At 64.6% G+C, this 23,421-nt stretch carries 18 protein-coding genes; 12 read left to right on the forward strand and 6 right to left on the reverse strand.

Annotated elements, in window-relative coordinates:
* The 3 genes from ACSQ12_RS05170 (at position 1) to ACSQ12_RS05180 (ending at position 4,743) form a co-directional block, all read left to right on the forward strand.
* A complete protein-coding gene (locus ACSQ12_RS05170; RefSeq protein WP_043478953.1) occupies positions 1-1,494 on the forward strand; it encodes an NAD-dependent succinate-semialdehyde dehydrogenase in 1,494 nt (497 codons plus the stop codon).
* Between the two features lie 69 nt (positions 1,495-1,563).
* Positions 1,564-3,021, forward strand: a complete 1,458-nt coding sequence (locus ACSQ12_RS05175; protein WP_436064590.1) for an MFS transporter — start codon at positions 1,564-1,566, stop codon at positions 3,019-3,021.
* A gap of 645 nt (positions 3,022-3,666) precedes the next feature.
* The gene (locus tag ACSQ12_RS05180) at positions 3,667-4,743 is read left to right on the forward strand and encodes a methyltransferase (RefSeq protein ID WP_436066936.1); all 1,077 of its coding nucleotides are present in this window, start codon (positions 3,667-3,669) and stop codon (positions 4,741-4,743) included.
* Positions 4,744-4,766: 23 nt separating this feature from the next.
* Here ACSQ12_RS05180 and ACSQ12_RS05185 read toward each other — a convergent pair whose 3' ends face one another.
* Together ACSQ12_RS05185 and ACSQ12_RS05190 are read right to left on the reverse strand one after the other, a co-directional pair.
* The gene (locus tag ACSQ12_RS05185) at positions 4,767-5,732 is read right to left on the reverse strand and encodes a lipid kinase (RefSeq protein WP_436064591.1); all 966 of its coding nucleotides are present in this window, start codon (positions 5,730-5,732) and stop codon (positions 4,767-4,769) included.
* Between the two features lie 51 nt (positions 5,733-5,783).
* Positions 5,784-6,614: a DUF6994 family protein gene (locus tag ACSQ12_RS05190; protein WP_436064592.1), complete on the reverse strand. Its 831-nt coding sequence runs from the start codon at positions 6,612-6,614 to the stop codon at positions 5,784-5,786.
* Positions 6,615-6,882: 268 nt separating this feature from the next.
* Between ACSQ12_RS05190 and ACSQ12_RS05195 the strand changes: the two genes are divergently transcribed.
* From ACSQ12_RS05195 to ACSQ12_RS05225, 7 genes are all read left to right on the forward strand, one after another.
* A complete protein-coding gene (locus ACSQ12_RS05195; protein WP_436064593.1) occupies positions 6,883-7,014 on the forward strand; it encodes a hypothetical protein in 132 nt (43 codons plus the stop codon).
* Positions 7,015-8,187: 1,173 nt separating this feature from the next.
* On the forward strand, positions 8,188-10,110 hold the full coding sequence (locus tag ACSQ12_RS05200; RefSeq protein ID WP_436066937.1) for a DUF4407 domain-containing protein: 1,923 nt from the start codon (positions 8,188-8,190) through the stop codon (positions 10,108-10,110).
* Positions 10,111-10,399: 289 nt separating this feature from the next.
* Positions 10,400-11,164 (forward strand): vWA domain-containing protein, encoded by a 765-nt coding sequence (locus ACSQ12_RS05205; RefSeq protein ID WP_436064594.1) that lies wholly within the window; start codon positions 10,400-10,402, stop codon positions 11,162-11,164.
* A gap of 143 nt (positions 11,165-11,307) precedes the next feature.
* The gene (locus ACSQ12_RS05210) at positions 11,308-12,117 is read left to right on the forward strand and encodes a protein phosphatase 2C domain-containing protein (protein ID WP_436066938.1); all 810 of its coding nucleotides are present in this window, start codon (positions 11,308-11,310) and stop codon (positions 12,115-12,117) included.
* Positions 12,114-13,715, forward strand: a complete 1,602-nt coding sequence (locus ACSQ12_RS05215) for a hypothetical protein (RefSeq protein ID WP_436064595.1) — start codon at positions 12,114-12,116, stop codon at positions 13,713-13,715. Before ACSQ12_RS05210 ends, ACSQ12_RS05215 begins: the two co-directional genes overlap by 4 nt.
* Positions 13,716-13,770: 55 nt before the next feature.
* Positions 13,771-14,100, forward strand: a complete 330-nt coding sequence (locus tag ACSQ12_RS05220) for a hypothetical protein (protein ID WP_436064596.1) — start codon at positions 13,771-13,773, stop codon at positions 14,098-14,100.
* Between the two features lie 203 nt (positions 14,101-14,303).
* Entirely contained in the window at positions 14,304-15,587 is a 1,284-nt protein-coding gene (locus tag ACSQ12_RS05225) for a type IV secretory system conjugative DNA transfer family protein (RefSeq protein WP_436064597.1), read from the forward strand.
* Positions 15,588-15,602: 15 nt separating this feature from the next.
* Here the strand turns inward: ACSQ12_RS05225 and ACSQ12_RS05230 are convergent, their stop codons facing one another.
* The 4 genes from ACSQ12_RS05230 to ACSQ12_RS05245 all read right to left on the reverse strand — a co-directional run bounded on the left by ACSQ12_RS05230 (position 15,603) and on the right by ACSQ12_RS05245 (position 20,765).
* On the reverse strand, positions 15,603-17,312 hold the full coding sequence (locus tag ACSQ12_RS05230) for a hypothetical protein (RefSeq protein WP_436064598.1): 1,710 nt from the start codon (positions 17,310-17,312) through the stop codon (positions 15,603-15,605).
* A gap of 566 nt (positions 17,313-17,878) precedes the next feature.
* Positions 17,879-19,537, reverse strand: coding sequence for a thiamine pyrophosphate-binding protein (locus ACSQ12_RS05235; protein ID WP_436064599.1), 1,659 nt, complete (start codon positions 19,535-19,537; stop codon positions 17,879-17,881).
* A gap of 188 nt (positions 19,538-19,725) precedes the next feature.
* Positions 19,726-20,169 carry an SRPBCC family protein gene (locus tag ACSQ12_RS05240; RefSeq protein WP_436064600.1) on the reverse strand — a complete coding sequence of 148 codons (444 nt, stop codon included), beginning with the start codon at positions 20,167-20,169 and terminating at the stop codon, positions 19,726-19,728.
* A gap of 92 nt (positions 20,170-20,261) precedes the next feature.
* Positions 20,262-20,765 (reverse strand): Lrp/AsnC family transcriptional regulator, encoded by a 504-nt coding sequence (locus ACSQ12_RS05245; protein ID WP_436064601.1) that lies wholly within the window; start codon positions 20,763-20,765, stop codon positions 20,262-20,264.
* Between the two features lie 92 nt (positions 20,766-20,857).
* On the opposite strand from ACSQ12_RS05245, the gene hisC reads away from it, so the two are divergent.
* Both hisC and ACSQ12_RS05255 read left to right on the forward strand, forming a co-directional pair.
* Positions 20,858-21,967 carry a histidinol-phosphate transaminase gene (gene hisC, locus ACSQ12_RS05250; protein WP_436064602.1) on the forward strand — a complete coding sequence of 370 codons (1,110 nt, stop codon included), beginning with the start codon at positions 20,858-20,860 and terminating at the stop codon, positions 21,965-21,967.
* 41 nt (positions 21,968-22,008) lie between these two features.
* Entirely contained in the window at positions 22,009-23,421 is a 1,413-nt protein-coding gene (locus ACSQ12_RS05255; RefSeq protein ID WP_436064603.1) for an amino acid permease, read from the forward strand.

Consider the following 23,421-nt stretch of genomic DNA (forward strand, 5'->3'; position numbering starts at 1 on the left):
ATGACAACCCAGACCACCAGCACTGCCCGGACCTCGCAGAAGGCGCTCGACGCGATCGCCAAGGTCAGCACCGGCCTGTTCATCGACGGCGAGTGGGCGGAAGCCGCCTCCGGCAACCGGTTCGACGTCGTCAATCCCGCCACCGAAGAGGTCATCGCCACGGTGGCCGACGGCGGTCCGGAAGACGCGCAGCGGGCCATCGAAACTGCCGGCCGCGTGCAGAAGCAGTGGGCTAAAACCTCGCCGAGGGAGCGCAGTGAAATCCTGCGCCGCGCCTATGACCTGGTCATGGCCCGGCAGGACGAACTGGCCCTCATTATGACCACCGAGATGGGGAAGCCCTTCGCGGAAGCCAAGGGCGAGGTGGCCTACGCGGCCGAGTTCTTCCGCTGGTTCTCCGAGGAAGCCGTGCGCATCGGCGGCGACCTCACCACCACGGGTGACGGCAAGAACCGGATCCTCGTGTCCAAGGAGCCTGTGGGCCCGTGCGTGCTGGTCACGCCATGGAATTTCCCGCTGGCCATGGGGACGCGCAAGATCGGCCCCGCGATCGCTGCCGGCTGCACCATGGTGTTCAAGCCGGCAAACCTCACGCCGCTGTCCTCCCTGGCGCTGGTGGACATCCTCATCGAGGCCGGCCTGCCCAAGGGCGTCCTCAACGTTGTCTGCACCACCAAGGCCTCGGATGTGGTGTCGCCCTGGATGGCCAGCGGAATTGCCCGCAAAGTCAGCTTCACCGGCTCCACCGAGGTGGGTGTGCGGCTGCTCCAGCAGGCGTCGCAGCACGTGATGCGCTCCTCGATGGAGCTCGGCGGCAATGCGCCGTTCATCGTGTTCGAGGACGCGGACCTGGACCGCGCCGTGGAAGGCGCCGTGGCTGCGAAGATGCGCAACATGGGCGAGGCCTGCACGGCTGCCAACCGGCTCTTTGTCCAGCGCCCCATTGCCGACGAGTTCGCCCGCCGGTTGGCGGCCCGCTTGAGCGCGCTGTCGGTGGGCGACGGCGCGGAGTCCGGCACCGACGTCGGGCCCCTCGTTGAAGAGAAGGCGCTCACCAAAGTGCAGGAGCTGGTGGACGACGCCGTGTCCAAGGGTGCCACCGTGGTCTGCGGCGGCTCCCGTCCGGAGCGCCCCGGCTACTTCTACACGCCCACAGTGCTGTCCGGCGTCAGCCCGGAATCCGACCTGATGAGCCAGGAGATCTTCGGGCCGGTGGCTCCGGTGGTTCCCTTCGACACCGAAGAGGAAGTCACCCGGCTCGCCAACGACACCCCGTGGGGCCTGGTGGGCTACCTGTTCACACAGGACGTGGATCGCGGCTTCCGCATGGGGGACGCGCTGGAAGTGGGCATGGTGGGGCTCAATACCGGCATCGTGTCCAACCCTGCGGCGCCCTTCGGCGGCATCAAGGCCTCCGGACTGGGCCGCGAGGGCGGACGCGTTGGCATCGAGGAATTCCTCGAGACCAAGTACATGGCCGTACCGCGCGGTTAAGACCTGCGCAGCTAAACCCCAAGGCGGCCGATTTTGCTAACGAAAAATAATTCCCTGAAGGACGAACCGATGATGACCAGTCCCCAGCCCGTGCATGACATGCACCCGGAACCCTTAGCCGCGCCCGGGGCGGAGCCCCGCACGGTGGAGGGCAAGCGTTCCCTCCACCGGTCCATCCTTGGTTCCGCCCTGGGCAACGCTGTTGAGTGGTTCGACTACGGCGTGTACGGCTACCTCACCATTTACATGGCCACGAACTTCTTTGGCTCCGAGGAAGGCGATGGCGGCCTCGGCGTGACGCTGACCCTCGCCACCCTGGCGCTCTCCTTCCTGGTGAGGCCGTTGGGGGGCCTCATCCTGGGACCGTTGGGTGACCGGGTAGGCAGGCAGAAGGTCATGGTGCTCACCGTGACGCTGATGACGCTGGCTACCGGCGCCATCGGCCTTTTGCCCACACTGGACACGGTGGGCCTGCTCGCGCCCGCGCTGTTGCTCCTCTGCCGTCTGGTGCAGGGCTTTTCCGCGGGCGGCGAATACGGCGGCGCGGCCGTCTACATGGCCGAGTCCGCCCCAGACCGGCGCCGGGGGTTCCTCGGTTCCTTCCTGGAGTTCGGCACTACGGTGGGCTTCATGCTGGCGGCGGTGGTCTGCACGTCGCTGATCGCTATCGTGGGGGACCAGGGCATGGAGGACGGCTGGTGGCGCCTGCCGTTCCTGCTGACTATCCCCCTTGGCCTCACCGCGCTGTGGATCAGGACACGGCTGGTGGAGGCGCCGGTCTTCTCCGAGGCCTCACGGCACCAGGAGACCACCAAATCGCCGCTCCGGCATGTGCTGAAGCACAACTGGCGGCAGCTCCTGGTCCTGGCCGGCTTCGTGGTGCTGCTGAACGTGGCGTTCTACCTGATCCTCGGCTACATGCCGACGTACCTGAGCGGGCAGCTGGGCCACAGCACGGCACAGGGAAACTGGATGCTGGTGGCCATCATGGGGCTGATGCTGGTGGCGATACCGCCCGTCGGTGCGCTGTCCGACCGCGTGGGCCGCAAGCCGTTGTTGCTCGTGGCCGCCGCCGGCTACGCAGTATTGTCCGTGCCGGCCGTAATGCTGCTGGGCATGCCGAATCTTGTCCTGCAGTTCCTCGGCCTGGCGGTGCTCGGACTGCTGCTGGTGATCCTGGTTTCGTCCGTCTCGTCGACTCTGCCGGCGCTGTTTCCCACTGCGGTCCGGTACACGGGCTTCGCGATCGCCTACAACTTCTCCACGGCGTTCTTCGCCGGACCGTCGCAGACGGTGGCCAACCAGCTGATCGAGTCCACCGGAAACCAGTTGGTGCCCGGCTGGTACATGGCCATCGCCGGCGTGATCGGCCTGGTCAGCGTGCTGTACATGCGGGAAACCGCTCAGGCGACCCTGCGCGGCGAGGAGCTTCCCGGCCTACCCGAGTCTGTGGGCTTTCCGAAGCCCGGATATGTGGCGGGAAACCGTGCGGACGCCGAGGCGCGCCGCGCGAGCTTCTCGAGCTGAACTGACTGCTGAATTAATAACGACGGCGGCCGCCCCGGAATGGGGCGGCCGCCGCTTTTCTGCGCGTCGAAGGCGAGCCATGCAGTGAGGGCCGGAGGTTCCCGACGGTCGGCGCCTAGAGCGATCTTAGGGGAGTCGACGTTCATCAAGCCGGGTCCGTCCACCAGTCCGGTGGTGTTCGAGCACGGGGGAGCGCGAGTCGGCCTGATGACCTAATACGACCTGCGGTTCCCGGAGCTGGCCAGATCACCGGCCGACGCCGGCGCGCAGGTCCTGCTGGTCTGCGCCTCGTGGGTGCCGGGCGAACACAAGACAGAGGAAGATCTTGGCGTGGAGGACTGTGGGCGGGTAGCCGCCACGGCGCCCCTGTATCCTGACAATGCAGGTTGAATGGCTACAGCGGCCATCAACCGAGCTCGGTTCGCGGCCGGATGACGGTCCGGAATCCTGGGCCGTCGCCTTCCACGTCGTGGATCACCGCCGCAATCGTCAGTCGCCGATCGGCTCCTCTGACGCCTGGAACGGATCTTTATCACTACCGACACGCCAGCTCCCGTGGGAATCCCGACGCCTGTCCTCAACCCCTCACGCGGAGTTGCGGTGTATGAGCCCGCCGTCGTGACCTGGGTTGAGGCTGGTGAGAGCATGACCGCGCGGTGGCGTTCGGCGAACGGCAGACCGGCGCCGACGCGCGTCGAAGTGGTCTCCGACTCCCTCACGGCCGATGATGCGAACCGGATGGCGTCGCAGGGGATCGCGATGCTCTGGCACGGTGACTTCCACAATGCACGGCAGATCCTCAACGCCATGGACCGGCGGATGGGCGCCGGAAGGAAAGAGACCGCAGCAACTCCGGCCGAAAAGTTCTATCGGCATCGCCAGTCCGCCTCGCACCGTGCGCGCATTCTCGGCCTGCTGCTGATTCCTCTTGAGCCGGGCCCGGTGGTGCCGCTGCGCCGCGCACCGGACCTCCGGCAGGCCGCCGCTGAAGCCTACGGTGATATCGGCGAACCCTCAGTTGTGTCCCTGCATGAGCTTGTCGGGGCCATTGGCGCCCACGAGTGGCGGCGTAACGGCGTCTACGTCGATGCCCTGCAGGGCCGCATCCACCCGCACTATGGCACATTCTTCCCCACCCGGAGTGAGTATGTGGGTCTCGTCGCGGCCGCTGCGCTGCCCTCTGACACGCTGGCGTTCGACGTCGGGACCGGCACCGGGGTGCTCGCAGCCGTCCTCGCGCGCCGTGGCGTCCGCCGCGTGGTGGCGACCGACAATGAACCGCGTGCAATCGCCTGCGCCGCTGAGAATTTCCGGAACCTCGGTGTCCAGGACCGTGCTGAGGCCGTCCTGACCGACATGTTCCCGCCCGGGCGGGCACCGCTCATCGTGTGCAACCCGCCCTGGATTCCGGCCACTCCGCATTCCAGCCTGGACAGCGCGGTCTACGACCCCGGAAGCAGAATGCTGTTCCGCTTCCTGAACGAACTCTCCGACCATCTTGAGCCGGGCGGGGAGGGCTGGCTGGTCCTCTCCGACCTGGCCGAGCACCTTGGCCTGCGGTCGCGTGAGGATCTGCTGGCCGCCATCGGGGCGGCCGGGCTGAAGGTGCTGGAGCGGCTCGACACCAAGCCAACGCATCCGAAGGCATCGGACCGGGACGATCCTCTGTTCGAGGCGCGCGCGGCCGAGGTCACGTCGCTGTGGCGGCTTGTTCCCCAATAATCACAACGTTCCGCCGTCGGGAATCACGACGGCGGCCAGTTCGCGGCGCTCGGTCCGTCGAATACCGCGCTGGTGCTGCCCTGGGGTACGACGACGTGGACGGCGTTGCGCTGGACGGTGAAGTCGGCGGGCGTGGTGGTGTCGATCTCGCCGTCGAGGTTCACCGGCAGCGGCTGCTCGGTGACCAGCCGGACACGTCGGGTGGTCAGGTGGTGCACCTTGTCGTGTTCGATGAAGCTTCCGTCTTTGAGCAAACGTGCGATACTCACGTGCTCCCGGAGCGGGCCGGCCAGAATGGCGTAGATGTCAAGGAGGTGGTCATCGATCCCTGCGGTGGGGGAGACCGTGTTGCCGCCGCCGTAGTGGCGGCCATTGCCGACCGCCACCTGAAGCAGGTTGTCGAGCTCCATCGGCTCGTGGTCCCCTTCCGGGAACTCGAGGCGGGCCCGGAACGGCTTGTGCCGTGCGTAAGCCCGCAGCGTGGCGATGCTGTACGCCAATGGCCCGAGGTAACGCTTCAGTCGGGGGCTCAGAGCCTCCGTCACAGCCACCGACAGGCCCACGGACGCGACGTTGAGGAATGGCTTACCGTTGGCCCGGCCGAGGTCGACGTCCACCACCTTCCCGTCGGCGACGGTGGCGCACGCCTCGGCAAGGTTGTTCGGTATCTCCAGCGTGCGGGCGAAGTCGTTGGCGGTGCCCAGCGGAAGAACGCCGAGCGTAACGTTGGTGCCGGCAACCCGGCCGGCGGCGTAGGACACGGTCCCGTCGCCGCCGCCCACAACCACCAGGTCGTGCCCGTCCGCAAGCACCCGGTCAAGCGTCGCGGCCAGGTCTGCCCCGGACAGGATGTGGTGCACGGCGGTGATGGGCACGCCTGCCTTTTTCATCGCGTCCACCGCAAGTTCGCCAGCCGCCCCCCGGCGTGATCCGGCGTTGATGACGACGGCGGCAGAGCGGGCGTCCCGGGCAGCCTTCATGTGGGACATGGTAGGCCGCGGACCTGTGGGTTTCCTATCGCGGGAGATACATCCGAGGCGCTATTCGCCACCATCAATATCGGGGTACCGCTCCCTAAGCCACTCGGCCATCCGCCGCCCCCGCTTTTCGATGAAGTCCAGCGTGGCCTCGCGGTACGTCACGTACTCCTCCGTTGTGGCAGGTGTCCCGGGACGTTTGAAGCTATTGAACGGCAGGAAGAACCGCACGTCGTCGTGGTCGGGAGTCACGAGGTCTTGGAAGTGGAAGAAGTCCACGAAACACCTGAACCCTTGCTCCTGCCGCCCGAAGAGCGCGAAGAAGTCCGCGTAGGCGTTGAGTACACCGGCAAGGGGGCTCTCGGGCTCTCCTGCGTAATGACGCCGGATGCACTCAAGGGTGAGATCCATGCGATCGCTGACCAGCCGACTGAACCCCCGTGCCTGGTTGATGATGGGTCGGTCCGCCTTCCTGACGGGCCAAATCATCGCACTGCCGATGGTGTACGGCGGGTTGAGGTAGCGGGCCCGCTGCTCTTCGGATAGGCCGGCGATGGCCGCGACCAGAGGCCTCGGACGTAGCCAGCGGGAGTAGGAGGGGGTGATGGCGTCGCTGCCGTACCAGTGCCTCGCTCCGGAGGCATCAGTGAAGATGAGGTAGCCTTCCCCCCGAACTGATGGAGCGGTCGGGGCGAAACGGACGCCGGAGCACAACTCCTTGGTCCACAGTCGCTGATGGAGCGCCCGGAGACGGGGACTGTCCCTGTCGGGGTCGGGCCTGGTCTTGGCAGGCCTGTCGGTTTTGTAGTCGAATGTACTATCGAAGACCCGCATCTCGGGGGAGTGCGGCTCCCGGCTCCGGACTTCGTCAAGTGCAAGACCATTTCCACTCATCTTTTCCCCCACTGTTTTGTGCAGCCAATGCCGTGATGCTAGTTCTTCAGGGGATTGAAAGAGCCGTTCTTGAGGCAATTTTGCGCTAATCCTTCTCCACCCCGTCCGGGTCAGCAGCCGGAAAAGGGTTGGGACGGCGTAGTCTGCCAGGTCCCGCGGCTCGCCAGGACTAGCTACCCCGCCTTTGCCGCCTGCGAGGCCTCCAGCCACTCGGGATCCGGGTGCGCGGATCCAGGAACGAGCGCACTGTGCGGTACCCGCTGGATGGTTGCGCCCAGCCCTTGACGTGACGTCCTACATGTACGACGCACTTCCGACCGACGAGCAGGCAGCTTTGCCGTCCCCGGCTGCCGTCACTGCAGCACTCGAGCACGATCCAACGGGTGCTGCAGAGGCGTGATGGGCTGATACGGCGAATCTTTCACCGAGCGCGTTCCAGGCTCGATGTGCGCGCGGTGCTGCGTCGGCAGGGCAGTACGTGCAGTATTGTGCTGAGACCGACCTGCCCGATGACGGTCTGCGATGGCGTCACTTGCCTCGCGTTGAAATCCGCGCCGGGATACTTGGTCAGTGCGGTGGCTGGCTTGGTAGGGCACTGATGGTGATGACGGCGCTGCCGGTTTTATGCCCGGTCTCAACGAGTCTGGTGCTGCAGCGGCTTGCTGGATAGGATGTGTTGCTCCGATGACCGGGATCTACGTGCCCGATTCCGTCAGTTCGGCCAGAAATGCGAGATTCCTCGCGGTCTTAGCCGGTTTAGCCAGTCCGGTGAAAGCAATTGCCGCATTTTCCGGCCGATCCGCGAGGTCGACAGCATCTGCAGCAGGATCGTCAACGACGGCACGTGTCGTCAGGTAGCTTCCACCGTTCACCGACGGTCACAGTGGCGCGGGAAAAGAGGGCTACTGAGGGAGACCAACCCTCGCACGAGTGTTCGGTATCTGTCTTTGCGCGGACGGGTTCTCTATCGAAGAATCGGACCCTAGCTTAAGCCAGAAACCCAGGAAGATCCGGGAGAGCGGTTGACGTGGACAAGATGAGCGCCTGAGAAGCTAATGCCAGGCGCGGCCCGTCGCTCCTTGCTCCGAGGCTCGGCATGTGAAACTCGGTGCCTTGGAAAAATGGCCACTTTCGGGATCTGTGGAGTATTGGGCCAGCGAAACGATGTTGGCCCCGGAGCGCGGCGGCGAGCTCGGCGCCCAGATCCGGGAAGTAGCCATGAGCGCCTCATCTGCCTGGGTCATAGCGTCAGCGGTGCGCTGCCGTGACTGCCCATCCGGCGAGATTCATTGGTGGCAACGGCCAACCCTGTCGCAGACTGAGACCGGTGAAGAACTAGAGACTCACAGCCCTTGACGAGGCCGACATGAGAGATTTTCCCTGCTTTGCAGACGCGGGCTTTATCCAGCATTACTCGTCTAACCAGTACGTGTCGAACCAATCAATTCACGTGACGTAGAATCGCTGCACAGCGGCACGCTATAAGCCATAGAGCCCAATGAGCGTACGGACATGGTGAATTGGGGGAGCATTGCGCTTTATCGATAAGTTAGCCGTTCTTGGTGGCGCCGAGTTGGCACTCCTGAGACTAGTACCGACTGCTCTTGGTCAGTTCGTCCAGTTTGCCTTAGTGCTCTTGGGTACTGCGCTTATGGCAGCCGTTTCAATGTGGTTTGCGATGGTACAGGGCTTAAAAGTCAATCCGCTCCTAGCTGTCCCGTTTGCGGCTCTTTGGGGCCTTTTGATCCTAAATCTAGACCGCTACCTCACTACGAGCATGCAGTCAACGTCTTCTTTTAAACAGGCGCTATGGATGACCATCCCCCGAGTCCTTATGGCTGCATTGATTGGCGTGGTCGTCTCGACTCCGCTAGTCCTGAAGGTGTTTGAATCCGACATCAATGCGCAGATGGCATATTACAATCTGCAGCAATCACAAAATAACCGCTCGCCTTTGGAGGCCTCGGCCTTCCAGAAAAATGTGGACAGTTTACAAGCCGAAGTTGCGCGTCTTCAGCAGGTACAGGCAGGCAACAATGGTGCGGTGATAGATCCGACCATAGAAGCGGATAACAAACGCATTGAGGACCTCATCAACTCGGTAAACCAACAGCGTCCGATCGCGGATGAAGCCCAGAAGTTATACATCTGCGAGCTTTACGGAAAGGGGAGGGAGTCTCTCAAAGATCCGAGCAAGTGTAGTCCTACGCCCGGGGAGTACGGCCCATTTCCTGAAATTGATGCCAACTTCAAGAATCAGCAACAAATCTTGCGTGACCTTGAAGGCCAGCTTCAGCAAGCGCGGGACAAGTTGGTTGAAGATACCAAAACAGCAACTGCCCAGCAGGCCGAGTCCCTCAAGACCGCTCAAGCAGCGGCCTCGCAGCAGCTGCCAGTTGCGGAGTCCCAGTTAGCCTCCGCAAGAGACCAGCTAGCTCAGATTCAGAACCAGGTGAGCGCGGGAACACTTAATGATCAAGGTATCCTCGCTCAGTTGCGCGCTCTGTTTTCGCTGGGGGAGACTAACCCACTTATGGGCGCAGCGCACTGGGCAATTGGAGCCCTATTCTTCATGATCGAACTGCTGCCCGTGATCGTGAAGCTATTGCTCAATTCCGGTTCTCCTTCGCTGTACGAGCAAGTAAAGAAACTAGACGGGGACTCATTGGTAGATGAGGCAAAGGTTCGCCGTAACGCAGACCGCCGGCGAATTGAGGAAGAGTCGAAGAAGCGCCGCGACATCGAAGACGATATGCGAACGCGAGAAAAGCGCCTAGGTATCAAATCGAACGTTTACGTCGCAGGCGAGATGGAGAAACATCTGGATGCTGCGTTGCAACAATGGAGCAGTCATGTTGCGTCCACGTTGCACCGCGCGGCTTCGTCAACTGGTACCGCTCCGAATGGTGCTCCGGCTGCCCCGAGTCAGGCTCCGGGTGCTCCGAATGGTGCTCCGGCTGCCCCGAGTCAGGCTCCGGGTGCTCCGAATGGTGCTCCGGCTGCCCCGAGTCAGGCTCCGGGTGCTCCGAATGGTGCTCCGGCTGCCCCGAGTCAGGCTCCGGGTGCTCCGAATGGTGCTCCGGGTGCCCCGAGTCTGCCTCCGGCTGCCCCGAGTCTGCCTCCGGCTGCCCCGAGTCAGGCTCCGGGTGCTCCGAATGGTGCTCCGGCTGCCCCGAGTCAGGCTCCGGGTGCTCCGAATGGTGCTCCGGCTGCCCCGAGTCAGGCTCCGGGTGCTCCGAATGGTGCTCCGGCTGCCCCGAGTCAGGCTCCGGGTGCTCCGAATGGTGCTCCGGCTGCCCCGAGTCAGGCTCCGGGTACTCCGAATGGTGCTCCGGCTGCCCCGAGCCAGGCTCCGGGTGCCCCGACTCTGCCTCCGGGTGCCCCGACTCTGCCTCCGGGTGCTCCGAATGGTGCTCCGTCTGCTTCAAACGGGGCTAATAAAAAGCCACTTAACATACTCAAGAAGTTTAACCTTCCTACAGGCGACAGTCGCTGACCCTCGCAGAGTGTGAGAGCCGACGGTTTGGCGGAAGATGTGCCAGTTCTGCTGTTCGACATAGGCACGTTATTCTTGTTCCCGGACCGTGATCGGGCGAAATTCAGATGCCGTTGCTCGCACCCCGTGGAGCAGCTCCCGATTGATTAATTCCGAGCATTCTCAAATGATTCTTCGAATACCGCCACGCGGTCATATTTGATGAATCAACGCGTCGCATTGCATCGCGCCGTCCCGTCCGATTAGCATGGCCCAAAAGCGCCATCTGGACACCGTTGGGGGAGAGTGCATGAGCGATTACACCGAAGTCGAATACAACGTCGAGGGCGGGGCCGGGATAGAGATAGCCGAGGGGCAGGAGGTGATGCCCTTCTATTTGATCCTTGACCAGTCGTATTCGATGAACGAGGACCTTGGAACGCTGCGGCAAGCCGTGGAGCTGCTCATTGCCGAGTTGCGCTCGGACCCTGAGACGGACGACACTGCGCTGCTTGGGGTCATCAGCTTTGGGAGCTCGGCGCAGGTGACGATCCCCCTGTCGCGACTGTCGAGCATCGGGACGGTCCCGCAGCTCACGAGCCTTGGCGGCACAAACTTCAGCGCGGCGTGGAACAAGTATGACGAAGTGTTCCGTGCTGACAAGAAGGCGATCCGTGCCAAGAATGGGCAAATCCATCGTCCGTGCGTGTTCTTCCTCACCGACGGTGCGCCAGGCGATCGGCACCAGTTCCGCGACGTGTTTCTGACTACGCAGGGCAAGAATGCCACGAAGGGGTGGCCGTACGTGGTCGCCTACGGCTTCCGCGAGGCACCGGCGGACGTGCTCAAGGACATCGCCTACCCTGACTTCGGCGAGAAGCTTGGGCAGTGGTTCCTGCTGAAGGACAACGATGCGAAAGCTGTCATTGAGCAGGTCAAGACCCTCATCAACCAGACCATTGTCCAGGCGACCAGCACGAACGCTCTGGGCCAGCGCGACCTCCAGGCCGCTCAACCGACAGCGACTGCGAATATCGTCCACGGGTCGGTTGATGAGTTGATCGAGGACGACTGAGCGGAGCGGACGTGGGGCGACTGAGAGACGTTCCGTTCGTCATCGGAGACCCGGGACGCCTCGCTGCTGAGGTTCGCATTGGGGCCCCGCTCGGGCCGTCTGGCGGGCCCGACATCGAGCTCGCCGAGCACGACATCGGCGGAGTGGCCGTCCGTGCCGCGTCGGCGCGCGGGCTCTCGCACCGGCAGAGGGGCACGGAACGACAGGATGCGTTCTTGTGTGCCTGGGACGCGGACCGGAGTAGCCTTTTCATCGCGGTGGCCGATGGCGTAGGTTCCAAAGCGCGCTCTCGTGAGGCCAGCACTGCAGCGGTCAGAGTCGCAGCAGAAGCGTGGTCGGCGGGGGCCAGCGACCTCACCGACATCGTGACTGGCGTGAACAGGTATCTGCTGAGGGTCATTCCGTGCAACGAGGATGGCTTCCGCGTCGGGGCGACAACGCTCACGCTGCTTGAGCTACCTGTGCATGGCGAGGGGCTCGGCGTGGCAGAGATCGCATGGGTCGGGGACACTCCGGTGTGGCTCTTCTCTGACGGCCTGTGGTCGGAGATGACGCCCCAGGACGACGCAGGAGACGGCTTTGCCGCGCCGATCTCTGCCCTTCCGTCAACAAGGCTGCAGGTCCAGCGGGCAGTCGCTCCTGCCAACGGCGGAGCCCTTTTCGTCATGACGGATGGTGTGGGCAACGCCATACGCAACTCTGCCGAGGCTCGGGCCGCATTGGCCGAATGGTGGGCGGATCCTCCGGGGATCTATGCGTTCGGCGCGCAGGTCGAGTTCGCACGGAAGAGCTTCGTCGACGACCGAACTGTCGTCGGGGTCTGGCCGGCTGCGAAGGCCGCGGCAGCCCAGGAACCCGCACTTCGAGCGGACCAGATGATGAGCGCCGTAGTTGGGCCCGACGAGCGGACCGAGAAAGGGGATATAGTCGCCGCTTCGAACGATGCCCGATGAACGTAGAACTATCCGGTCTCACTGTGGACAAGGAGCTCGGGCAGGGCGGGTTCGGTGTTGTGCACCGGGTTATCGGGTCGCCTGTGGCTGGCGATCCGCGGCCGATGGTGCTCAAGCGCCCGAAGCCCGGGCTTGACCCGGCGGCTATCCCGGCGGTGCTGGAGGGGATGCGGCAGGCGGTTCGGTTCCGTGACGCGCTCGACCCCCGCCACCGGCAGGAGATCGACGAGATCGCCGTGTGGCCGGTCGCGATGGTCACCGACCGCGGCACAGAGGTCGGGTGTCTGCTGCCGCTGATACCGCCCGGGTACTTCATGGACATTCCTGCAAAAGGGAACTTCCCCGCAAAGCAGGAGCAACGCGTCATGGGGTATCTGGCTGCACCGGTGAAGGCGCGGAACGAGGTCGGCTACGACAGCTCCGACTTCCACGACGATGCCCTTCGGCTGCACCTACTCTCTAAGCTCGCCGGGGCGATCGAGCTACTCCACCGGCATGGGCTGGTATTTGGAGACCTAAACCCGAACAATGAGGTCTTCACATTCGCGCCGGCGGGCGTGTTGCTCCTGGACTGCGACGCAGTTGCGCACATCTCTGACGGTTCACGTGCGTCGCGCCAGGGGCATTTCCCCCGATGGAAGCCGCCTGAAATGAATGACAAGGATGCTGCTCCTAAAAAGCTTCAGGACTTCGAGACCGACGTATACAAGCTCGGCCTCGCGTTCGTAAGGTACATCGTGGGAGCCCCCGGAGCGACCCAGCGCATGGCGCTCCCATCTGCTGCGCCGTCGGTTGTCACGCCGCAGCTTTCGGCCCTCATCGGGCGCGCGCTCGACCCCAAACCCAGCGCGAGACCGAATGCGCGGGAACTGCGTCAGGCAGCGGAGGATGCCGTTCGCTTGGTGGTGGCCCCGCCGGTGGTGACACGGGCGAGCCTGAACAAGCTGGTGACGCTACGCGGGCGCGACGTCATGGCATCCTGGTCGATCCGTGCGGGCGGCCCGTACGTGGTAGAGATATCAGGTCCCGGCGGCCAGAGGACACAGGTGCCGGCAGGCGCCGCTACCGCCGCTATCAGGGTGACGAGTGCCGGCCCGGTAAGCCTGCACGTACGGACGAAGTATGCGAGCGTCACCCACTTGGTCGGCGAAATAGACTGCTACGAGCTGCCCCCGTTCAATGTGCAGATCGGAATGCTCCCGGTGCCGCAGATCCCGAAGCTCCCCGCCGTCAACGTCCCGGGTATTCTTCGTCGCGACATTGAAGTGCCGCTCCCCGCATGGCCGGTGTCGATGCAACAACTTACCGACGGATTCCCGACTCTCGGAGACATGGCCCCGTCATCGGAGGTATTCAGTACAGCCGTGGTGGACGCGCTGCGTGTGTCCGGCATCTCCTCGATTGGGGCCGACCTCGTTGGCTCCCTCCCGCAGCCCGATATGCTCTCGCTTGGTCCCGCCCTTATCACGATCCTGGAGCAGCACTTCGCTGCCTCCGTTGGGGCAAATGTGCTCCCCAACGCCCAAACGCTCGCATACACGCGCCTCATCCAAGGGCTCACCGAGCGCGTAGTACAGCTTGAGGCCGGGAAGCCGTGATCGGCGGCCCGCACAGTATCATTATCGGAGAATGGGGTGGTGGGGACAGGTGACGATGAACTTCGATGACGCCCGAGCGAAGCTCGTAGAGCAATATAAGAGAGCCGGACACGCCGTGCGCGACGGCGCCGTTGCTGCGGAACTCGCGTGGACAACCCTCGGCTCGCCGGTGCCGGTCCCGCAGCAGCCTAGTCTTGACCAGACGCGAGAAGCTGCAATCTCGTGGCAGATCGATAATCCCCCGAGCATTCAGCAGCAGGCGCAGAATTTCGCCGACCACGACGAGCGGCTTCAAGATGAGCGGCGTCGCAAGGCTTTCGAGGATTCGCTCGCGCTTCGCGAGCCCGACTCCCGCGAGGAACGCCCTCGCGAACGAGGGCGTTAGCAGCTTTGGGGGGCTGGGGAACCGGGGCGTGGCGCGCCGCCGAAGCGATCGGGCATGGCGTGGATCGTGTGAGCGGTGCAATCGCTGCCGCGGCCGCGTCGAATGCAGTCCGGCCTGGGCGTCACGCTCGTCGTAGCGGCGTGCTCGGCCCCGACGACCCGCCACCCTCAGGGGCTCGGAGCACTTATTGGGACTTCCGGTACGTGCTCCTCCCCAAGCATGTCCGTGCACTAGCCCAGGGGACGTTTCCGCTTGGGACGGTCGTCCACCCGCAGCGGCGCGGGACTGAGTTCCCGATCTACTTGGAGTGGGGCAACTTCGAGAAGCACACGGCAATCATCGGCCCGCCAGGGTCCGGAAAGTCGCGATTCATCATCGCTCCATGGATTGTGCAAGCGACCATCCACGGCCTGACCACAATCAATGTGGACATCAAGGGTGATCTATCGGAGACGATACGAGACGCGAAGAGAGCGCTCGGGGCGCAAGGGACGCTCCGGGTCAGACGCTGGGACATCGGCGCTCCCGAAAAATCCCGGTCATGGAACCCGATCCGCGAGGTGCGCTCCGTACAGGACGCCGCACAGGTCGCACAGGCCCTTCTCGGGCCGGTCGACCCCGGCGGCACCCACCGTTTCTTCGAGGAGCGGGACCACAGGTGGCTGCGCGGCCTGCTGCGCATTCTTGCTGCTCAGCCTGGCACTCCGCCGCACCCCAGGGAGCTTTACCGGATGGCGGTGAGCCAGCAGTATCTTAAGCAGTACGTCGCGGCGGCAGGGGGCCAGACGAATGACGTACTCGACCTGGCGCAGCTCCCCGCAGCCGACTACTGTGCCGTCACGGCGGGGCTCACGAACCGCCTGTCATGGTTGGCGGACCCGACCTTCGAGAAGATGCTTGCGGGGACTGGACCGAACGCGATCACCGTCGACGAGATACTCACCAGCGGCGGAATCTTCGTCATTGGCGCACGCATGGCTCTCGGAGAACTTGCATGGGCTTCCTCTTCGATGCTCCTGTCGCTGCTGAAGCTCCGCGTCATGGAACGCTTCGGGCAGCTGTCCGTTCCTATTCTCTGGACGCTCGACGAGGCTGGCCGGTACGGAGAGCGAATCAACCTCCAGGAGATGCTTGACGTTATGCGCGGGGCAGGTTCCTCGATCTGCATCGCGATCCAGGACGTGCAGCACCTTGGCGACCCAGGCAAAGCCGCGGCAACTCTGGCGAGCTGCGATACGGTGATAGCCCTCAAGGGCGTCTCCCCAACCACAGCGAATATGCTGGGGGATCGTCTCGGGAGGGTGTCGGCCCCGGTCCTCTCGCAGTCAGCCGGACCCAACGGCGTGTGGCAGCCTACGGTGTCGCACCAGATGCAGCCGATGTTGGGCACCGGTGAGATCATGCACCTGCCGATGACGAAGCGAGGCGCAGTCGTGCATATGCGATCCGTCAGCCCTGCACCTCTGGTGATCGATCTGGCGCCCTGACGCTAGGCGGGCGGGCTATCCGTCAGCCGGCTCGGGCGGAATGACCGCGGGCGGGGCTAGCACCTCGTTGAGGAGTACCGCCACGCCGTCCTGCTCCGCATATAGGACCCGAGAGGGGCGCTCGTCCAGTTCCGGGGGAAATTCCATCCAATCGGAATCCCCGACCAGCAGCCAGGTCACGGACTGCACGCTGGGTAACAGCGTGAGGTACGCGCTGTGCGCTGCCGAGTCCAAGTAGGGCGGTTCGGTTGCAAAGACCACGATATGAGGTGCGTCGACCTCGTGCCCGCGAAGCCGCAATGAGGCGTTGTCGCGGGAAAGTTGCACCGAAAGTTCCGCGGCTGCGTCGCCAAGGTCGAAGTCATTGTTGCGCTCAATACGCCGCCAGTCATGCGCGACGCGTTTGGGCGAAGCGGGTCCGGCAACGCGCGTCAAAGTGCTGCCAAGGTTGATGGCGACGGCAATCCAGTGCTGATCCAGCGCGTCGGAGAGAAGGGTCAGCGCTGCGTCGCGCGTGCGGACGGCTTGTTTATCCCATTCGGTCGACGCAGCCAGCACAAAGTAGATCATAGGGCGGCGAGCTCCCCGATAAACGGGCAGGTGCTCCAGCGCAGAGACCCCAATCTGCTCCTCGGCACGCCCCACCTTCGTGCGGCGGGCACGCCACTGGTCAATCTGGGAACTGACCGAGCTGACGATATTGTGAACGACGGGAGGGATCCACCTGGAGCTCTCGGCATCGGGCTGTTCATTAGGTGCGGAGACGGGTCGCAGCAGCACCTTGTTGTTTTCTGCCTCGTAGCCATCGCCAAGCGAGGAATCCCAGACCGACGGAAGCGTACTAGCTTCCACATCTTCAGCGGCAACATGTGCTCCAACATGATAGAGCGGCCGGAAACTGTCCGCAGTACTCCAGTTGGCGATATCAGCTGGAATACGAGGCTGAGGGTGGAAAAGGTCGAGTTCCTCCGACGTGAGCGGCCCGCTTTGGCGAGCATCGTCGCCGTCCAGATCCGAGTCGGGCCTGCCTCCCGCGAACGTAGCCTGCTGCCCCATTCGTGCATCGAGGGCACGCGGATCAGCTGGTGTCTCGTGGAAGGGGAGCTCGAGAGTGGGCCCAGCGTACGTTGTCGCGGATAACACAGGAAAGGACTCAGTGGGGGCCCCGAGAACGGAAGGAGGCGTCGGTTGCGTGTGGTCGCCATTGACTGCGTCGGCGGTGTTCCCCTGGATGTGCTGAAGTGGCCGATGAAATCCGGCGATGGCCGCCTCGATGAGGGCGCGCGGAGCTCCTGCAGCACCATCCGACGCCAGAAGCGCTTCGAGCACTGTGTCACGTATCGCGGCGGGGATGTCCGGGGGCGACTCGTGTTTAAGGGCGCTGTGGAGCGGACAATCGGCGTGAATCGCATGCAGGGCATCAAGATCCCGAGAGAAAGGTTCATCCTCAACTCCCTCGTCCTTGCACCATACGAGGGAAATCGTCGATGCCTCGGTGCTGGCGAGCACTTTGAGCAGCACAGCATCTAGTGAGGGCGATGTGTGCAAATTGTTTCCCGGTGTGGAGAGAACGACGTGGACGCTGACCTCATCGAACTCAGGTGAGGCCAGCACCTCATTCGCAGCGTCCTCAATGGAGCTGAGAATGTGTCGTGTCATACCCATGGGGGGCAGCGCTATGACGATAGCCGTGTGCATCCAGTTTTCAGCGAAAGAACTAGTCACGATCGTTCCTTACGGGGTGCCCGAGAACCGGGTACGCCAGCCGGAGGCGGCGGGGACAGCACGAGCGGGTGCACTGCACAGCGACCATATCATTTCTCCTACATTGGACAACCTACGCACCATCTTCCCCTTTCTGGTCCGAAATCAGGGTAGGCGAGCTCCGAAATGGGCAAAGAGCCCAGTGGACGGCTTCGACTGAACGCTTCAGAGCTGGACAGACTGGACGCCGCTTGAATTCAGATCAAACGTAATGGCTTGACATGCCTGGGATGCGGAGGCCCTGCATTCTTCCGGTCACCCTCTGGCACGAGACTCCCACTTTTGCCGCTAAACACCAATCAGGTTCCGCCGCAGTCACACCCAAGTGGACGGTATTCAGTTACGTGCAATATCCGGGGAGCACTACCGAATGCTTACGTTAGTGCGGCTAACGGGCTACGTGTTCACGGGATTGGACGACACGTGCTTGAGGCAATATTGCCCTAATCCTTCCCCGCCCCGTTCTGGTCAGCGGCCGGTCAGGGGGTACGGCGTGGCCTGCAAGGTCCCGCGGCCACCGGGTTTAGCTAGCCCGCCACCGCCGCCTTCGCGGCCTGCTTGGCATTCATCCACTCGCTCATCCACGGGGCACGCACGCTCGACGTGATCCGGCAGTCCGCCACGAAGGTTCCCTTGGCGCCGGCGACAATCCAGTCCTGAACGGCTGAAAGGTCCGCCAGTGAACGGATGATCGCGGACTGAGCCCCCAAAGCGCGGGCGACGCCGCTGAAGTCCACCTCGGGGATCAGCATGGGCTTTTCGGTCAGTCCCTGGGAGCCGTACTGGTGGATTTCGGCTCCGTAAGCAGCGTCGTTGTAGATCACGACGACGGCGCTGCTGGCCGCGCCGACCAACGATTCGAGGTCGGACAGGCCCATCAGGAAACCGCCGTCGCCGGAGGCCAGCACCAGGGTGCGGCCGTCCTCCACTGCACGGGCTGCCCCGACGGCGCTGGCAAGGCCCAGCCCGATGGTCTGGAAGGCGGTGCCCACCATGACCAGGTCCTGCGGCCGCGGGATGTTCCAGTACATGGGGGCCCAGCCGAGGAAGTGCCCGCCGTCCTGGACCACGGTGCGTCGCTCGGGCAGCACGGCGTCCAACGCGATGGCCAGGGCGCGCGGGTCCAGCCGGCCATCCGCGGTCTCGTCGGAGCCCGGGTGGTGGGCCGGTCCTTCGGCCAGGCGTTTGCGGGCTTCCGCGCGCCATGCGCTGCCCGGAGCTCCGTCATTCAGCATGCCGAGGATGCGTCCCGCAGCGGACTTCACGTCCGCACTGACGAACGTATCCACCCGGGGGTTCGTCGGCTGCAGGGCGGTGTCGATCTGGATGACGGTGCAGTCCGGGCCGAGCAAGTGCCCGAACCGCATGGTGAAGGGGCTCAGGCTGGCCCCGGCCACGAGGACCACATCGGCCTCGCCCATGAGCCCGGCCGCGGTGTCGGTGCCGAAACCGCCGGCCACGCCCAGGTACCCCTCGCCATTGAGGAGGTTGAGCGCCAGGGCGGTTCCGGCGGTCAGTGCGCCGATCCGGTCGGCGAGTTCGCGGAGTTCCGGGCCGGCGCCGGTGAGGTGCGCACCGCGGCCGGCGAGGATCAGCGGCCGCTTGGCCCCGGCGAGCAGGCGGGCTACCTGCGACAGGCTGGCACCGTCGTCGTCCGTTACCTGGGGTGCCAGCGGCGCGGGAAGCTCCTCGTCCGCAGCCTCGAGGGCCGCGAGGTCGTAGGGAATGGCAATCACGACGGCGGTGCGCTTGGTGAGCGCGTATTCCACCGCCTGCCGGGTGATGGAGCCCGCGGCGTCGCGGGTGACGGTGAAGGTGGCCGCGCCGAGGCCCGCCGCGATGGCCGCCTGGTCCACGTCCTGGGGCCGGGCGCCGCTGCTCGGTGCGTCACCGGTGACCAGCACCACGGGGATCTGCGCCTGGACCGCCTCGGCCAGGGCGGTGAGTGCATTGGTGTAGCCGGGGCCGTAGGTGGTGGTGCCCGCTGCGAGGCGTCCCGACGCCCGATAGTAGGCGTCGGCCGCGGCGATGGCGGCGCCCTCGTGCCGGACGGGGGAGAAGCGGAGACCCAGCTTCTCCGCGGCGTCCAGGAAGTAGACGTTTCCGTTGCCCATGACGCCGAAGAGATCGGTGAGGTAGCTGCTGAGGACCTGCGCCACGCGGCCGGAGACGGTAAGAGTAGTCATGCAGGAATCTTGTGGGCTAAGTCACGGATCGGCAAGAGAGTGTGTTTTGGTTGGGATATTTGGCAGCCAATAGCCGATGCAACTGAAAATATGCGCACTTGTGGCACGCATCACTCCATTAACGTCCCAGGCTCTGCAGCGCCGACCGGCCGGCTTGCCGTGTCACTGCACCCGCACGCTGCAAGCAGCTAGTGTTCCCCGGGCGCCCGTGTCTCTCGCTCAACGAGTTCCCGGAACGTCTCCAGCTCGCCCTGAAAGCTGCCCCGATAAGAGCCCGTCGCGAAGATCCGGCCGAAAATCGCGGACACGAACCCGCGGGTCACGATCACCTGGTCAATGCGGGTGCCCGTGCCATCGGCGGTGAACGTCACATCGGACTCGCCCTTCAGGATGGCGTTGCCGAAGCGGGTGCGGATGTGACGAGGCCGCTCGACCGCGAGGACCTCGGTGGGGCTCGCCATCCGCCCGAACTGCACCGTGTAGCGGCTGCCGGCCTCATCGATAGGGCCGACGCGGTCGGTCACGCCGCTGACTCCGCCGATCCATTCATGGAACCGGTCGGGATCAGTCCAAGTTGCGAAAACCCGCTCAGGAAGCGCTGCGACAAACGTGGACAGCCGGTGCATTGGCATGTGTTCAGTATGCGCTCACCGGCACGCGGAGGCGAGAGACATGGCTCACCCGCAGGTCGGGAACTCACGAAGAAGTACGCCGCCGGATGTGCTTAGTCCGCTGCGCGGGATTCCTGCTCTGAGAGCCGGGCCAGGAGGCCGTCGTAGCGCGGCGGCATGAGTTCCAGTACGGAAATGGCGGTGCTGGTCCGCTGGATCCCCTCGATTTCCAGGATCTCGTTGGTGATGCGGTAGAGGTCGGCCGTACCGCGTGCCACCACCTTGGCCATGAGGTCCGCGTCGCCGGTGGTGGCGTGCACCTCGATGACCTCCGGGATCGCGGCGAGTCCGTCTTCCACCGCGCCGGTCCGGGTCTGGCTGATGGACAGTGAGAGGAACGCCATGAGTTCGTAGCCAAGCGCGGCTGGGTCCAGCCTCCGGCTGAAGGAGCGGAGCGCGCCGCTGTGCTCGAGCCGGGCCAGCCGGGCGTGGACGGTGTTGCGTGCGACGCCGAGCGTCCGCGAGAGTGCCAGGGCGCTGGCTTCGGGATCCTTGTCCAGGGCCAGGATGATCCGGCCGTCGAGGGAATCGAGGGTGCGAGAGTTCGCGATGGTCATATTTTCACCACACACAGTAGAAGTTGAGCAGAAGTCCCAATGGGTTGAGGGTATCTTGCATTGTGGGCCGGGTCACAACATGATCGATCCTCATGACCCCTGATCAGCTCCTGGCCGAACCCGAAACCGCGCTTCCCACCCTGCGTGGCGCGGTGGCCGGACTTCCGCCCTACGTCCCGGGCCGGCGCAGCGCCGGCGTGGACATTGCCGCCCTCGCCAGCAACGAAAGCCACTATGAGCCACTGCCCGCTGCCGCCGCTGCGGTGGCCGCGGCGGCCGGCACGATGAACCGCTACCCTGACAGTGCCGCCGTCGAACTCCGCGAACGGCTCGCCGGGCACCTGGGCGTCACCGCCGAAGAGGTGGCGGTGGGACCCGGCAGCGTGGGCGTCCTTCAGCAGATCATCACCGGACTGTGCGACGCCGGGGATGAAGTGATCTTCGCGTGGCGCTCGTTCGAGGCATACCCCATCCTGGTTGAGCTGGCAGGCGCCCGGCCGGTCCGCATCCCGCTGGACGACGCCGAGGGCCACGACCTCGAGGCCATGGCCGCGGCCGTCACCGCCCGCACGAAGGTGATCCTGCTCTGCACCCCCAACAATCCCACCGGCGTGCCGATCAGCCATGAACGCATCGAGGCCTTCCTGCAGGCGGTCCGCTCGGACATCCTCGTGGTGATCGACGAGGCCTATGTGGAATACGCCGAAGCGGGCAGCGGCCCCGATTCACTGGCGCTCTACCGCCGGTACCCGAACGTCTGCATCCTGCGCACCTTCTCGAAGGCCTACGGGCTCGCCGGCCTGCGCGTGGGATACGCCGTCGCGGCGCCGGCAATTGCTGAAGGGCTGCGCCGGACCGCCCTTCCCTTCTCCGTGAGCGCGCTGGCCCAGAAGGCAGCCATCGTTTCGCTGGACGCGGGGGAGGAGATGGAAGCACGCGTGGCCGCCGTCAAGCAGGAGCGCGCCCGGATGGGCGCGCAGCTCGAAGCCCAGGGCTGGAAACTGCAGCCGAGCCAGGGCAATTTCCTGTGGATCCGTGCGGATGAGAGCCTCCGGGCCAGACTGGTGGACGCGTTTGACGCCGCCGGCGTCATGGTCCGGGCGTACCAGGGCGACGGCGTGCGGATCACCGTTGCCGATCCCGCCTCCAACGACCGCGTGCTCCGGATTTTGGAAGCCCACGCAGCCTCGACAATCGACTGACCCTTTACCAACCCGTTCCACCTACAACCAGAGGAATTCCCATGGAACAACAGACAAAGACGTCTGCCCGCGCCCTCGGCGCGGCCCTTAAACCCCGCCAGCTCACAATGATGGGCCTGGGAAGCGCCATCGGTGCCGGCCTGTTCATCGGCTCCGGCGCGGGCATCCAGGCTGCCGGCCCGGCGGTGCTGATCTCCTACCTCGTGGCCGGCACGCTCATCATCCTGGTGATGTGGGCGCTCGGCGAGATGGCCGCCGCCAACCCGGACAGCGGCGCGTTCTCCGTCTACACCGCCAAGGCCTACGGGCCGGTGGCCGGCGCAACGGTGGGCTGGCTCTGGTGGCTGCAGCTGGTGGTGGTCATCGCCGCGGAAGCGCTCGGTGCGGCAGGCCTGCTGGCCACCATCTTCCCGGCCCTGCCGGTATGGCTGATGGCTTTCGTGTTCATCGTGGTGCTCACTGCTGTGAACCTCACCAGTGTGAAGAACTTCGGCGAGTTCGAGTTCTGGTTTGCGCTGCTCAAGGTGGCGGCAATCGTCGGGTTCCTCCTGGTGGGCGCAGCCCTGCTCTTCGGCTGGCTGCCGGGCGTGCAGTCGCCGGGCCTGTCCAACTTCACCGGAGCAGGCTTCGCACCCAGCGGTTTCGCCGGGATTGCCACAGCCCTGTTCGTGGTGGCATTCGCGTTCGGCGGCACAGAGATCGTCTCCGTGGCGGCAGCTGAAACCGCCGAGCCTGCCCGCAGCGTGAAGAAGGCAGTCCGGACGGTGCTGTGGCGCATCCTGGTGTTCTACATCGGTGCGATCTTCGTTATCGCCGCTGTTGTTCCCGTGGGTTCGGCGGGGCTGAAGAGCCCGTTCGCCGCGGTGCTGGATGCGGCCGGCATGCCCGGCGCGGCCACCGCCATCACCCTGGTGGCTGTGGCGGCTCTGCTCTCCGCACTCAACGCCAACCTTTACGGTGCTTCACGGATGGCGTACTCCCTGGCGGAGCGGGGTGAAGCACCACGCCTGCTTGCCTCGGTGTCCAAGGCCCGGGTCCCGGTTGTCGCGGTCCTGGCCAGCGTCGCCTTCGGTGTTGTCACGGTTGTGCTGGAGTTGGCATTCCCCGAGAAGGTCCTTCCGGTCCTGCTCAACATCGTGGGCTCGACCTGCCTGCTGGTGTGGACCTCCGCGCTCCTGGCCCAGCTCGCCCTGCGCCTCCGCGCCGACCGCGACGGGACGGAGCTTCCCCTGCGGATGCCCGGCTTCCCGTGGCTCACGGTATTTGGCCTGGTCATCCTCGCCGCGATCTTCACGGTGGGCTTCATCGGCGAGGATTCCCGTCCCCAGCTCCTGAGCACTTTCGCACTCGTGGCGCTTCTGGCGGTGGCGAACTGGCTGCACCACCGGAACGGGAAGGTTGCGCCGGTTGTCGAGACTTCGGAGCGTGACAAGGAGCCGGTGCTCGTCGACTGA

The sequence above is a fragment of the Arthrobacter sp. LjRoot14 genome, from assembly GCF_964253905.1.
GTDB lineage: Bacteria > Actinomycetota > Actinomycetes > Actinomycetales > Micrococcaceae > Arthrobacter.

Excerpts from the sequence above, each read along its gene's own strand:
- ACSQ12_RS05235 (WP_436064599.1), bottom strand. The coding sequence starts at position 19,537 with ATGACTACTCTTACCGTCTCCGGCCGCGTGGCGCAGGTCCTCAGCAGC.
- ACSQ12_RS05215 (WP_436064595.1), top strand. The coding sequence starts at position 12,114 with ATGAACGTAGAACTATCCGGTCTCACTGTGGACAAGGAGCTCGGGCAG.
- ACSQ12_RS05255 (WP_436064603.1), top strand. The coding sequence starts at position 22,009 with ATGGAACAACAGACAAAGACGTCTGCCCGCGCCCTCGGCGCGGCCCTT.
- ACSQ12_RS05190 (WP_436064592.1), bottom strand. The coding sequence starts at position 6,614 with ATGAGTGGAAATGGTCTTGCACTTGACGAAGTCCGGAGCCGGGAGCCG.
- ACSQ12_RS05175 (WP_436064590.1), top strand. The coding sequence starts at position 1,564 with ATGATGACCAGTCCCCAGCCCGTGCATGACATGCACCCGGAACCCTTA.
- ACSQ12_RS05205 (WP_436064594.1), top strand. The coding sequence starts at position 10,400 with ATGAGCGATTACACCGAAGTCGAATACAACGTCGAGGGCGGGGCCGGG.
- ACSQ12_RS05220 (WP_436064596.1), top strand. The coding sequence starts at position 13,771 with ATGAACTTCGATGACGCCCGAGCGAAGCTCGTAGAGCAATATAAGAGA.
- ACSQ12_RS05240 (WP_436064600.1), bottom strand. The coding sequence starts at position 20,169 with ATGCCAATGCACCGGCTGTCCACGTTTGTCGCAGCGCTTCCTGAGCGG.
- ACSQ12_RS05170 (WP_043478953.1), top strand. The coding sequence starts at position 1 with ATGACAACCCAGACCACCAGCACTGCCCGGACCTCGCAGAAGGCGCTC.
- ACSQ12_RS05180 (WP_436066936.1), top strand. The coding sequence starts at position 3,667 with ATGACCGCGCGGTGGCGTTCGGCGAACGGCAGACCGGCGCCGACGCGC.
- ACSQ12_RS05185 (WP_436064591.1), bottom strand. The coding sequence starts at position 5,732 with ATGTCCCACATGAAGGCTGCCCGGGACGCCCGCTCTGCCGCCGTCGTC.
- ACSQ12_RS05245 (WP_436064601.1), bottom strand. The coding sequence starts at position 20,765 with ATGACCATCGCGAACTCTCGCACCCTCGATTCCCTCGACGGCCGGATC.
- hisC (WP_436064602.1), top strand. The coding sequence starts at position 20,858 with ATGACCCCTGATCAGCTCCTGGCCGAACCCGAAACCGCGCTTCCCACC.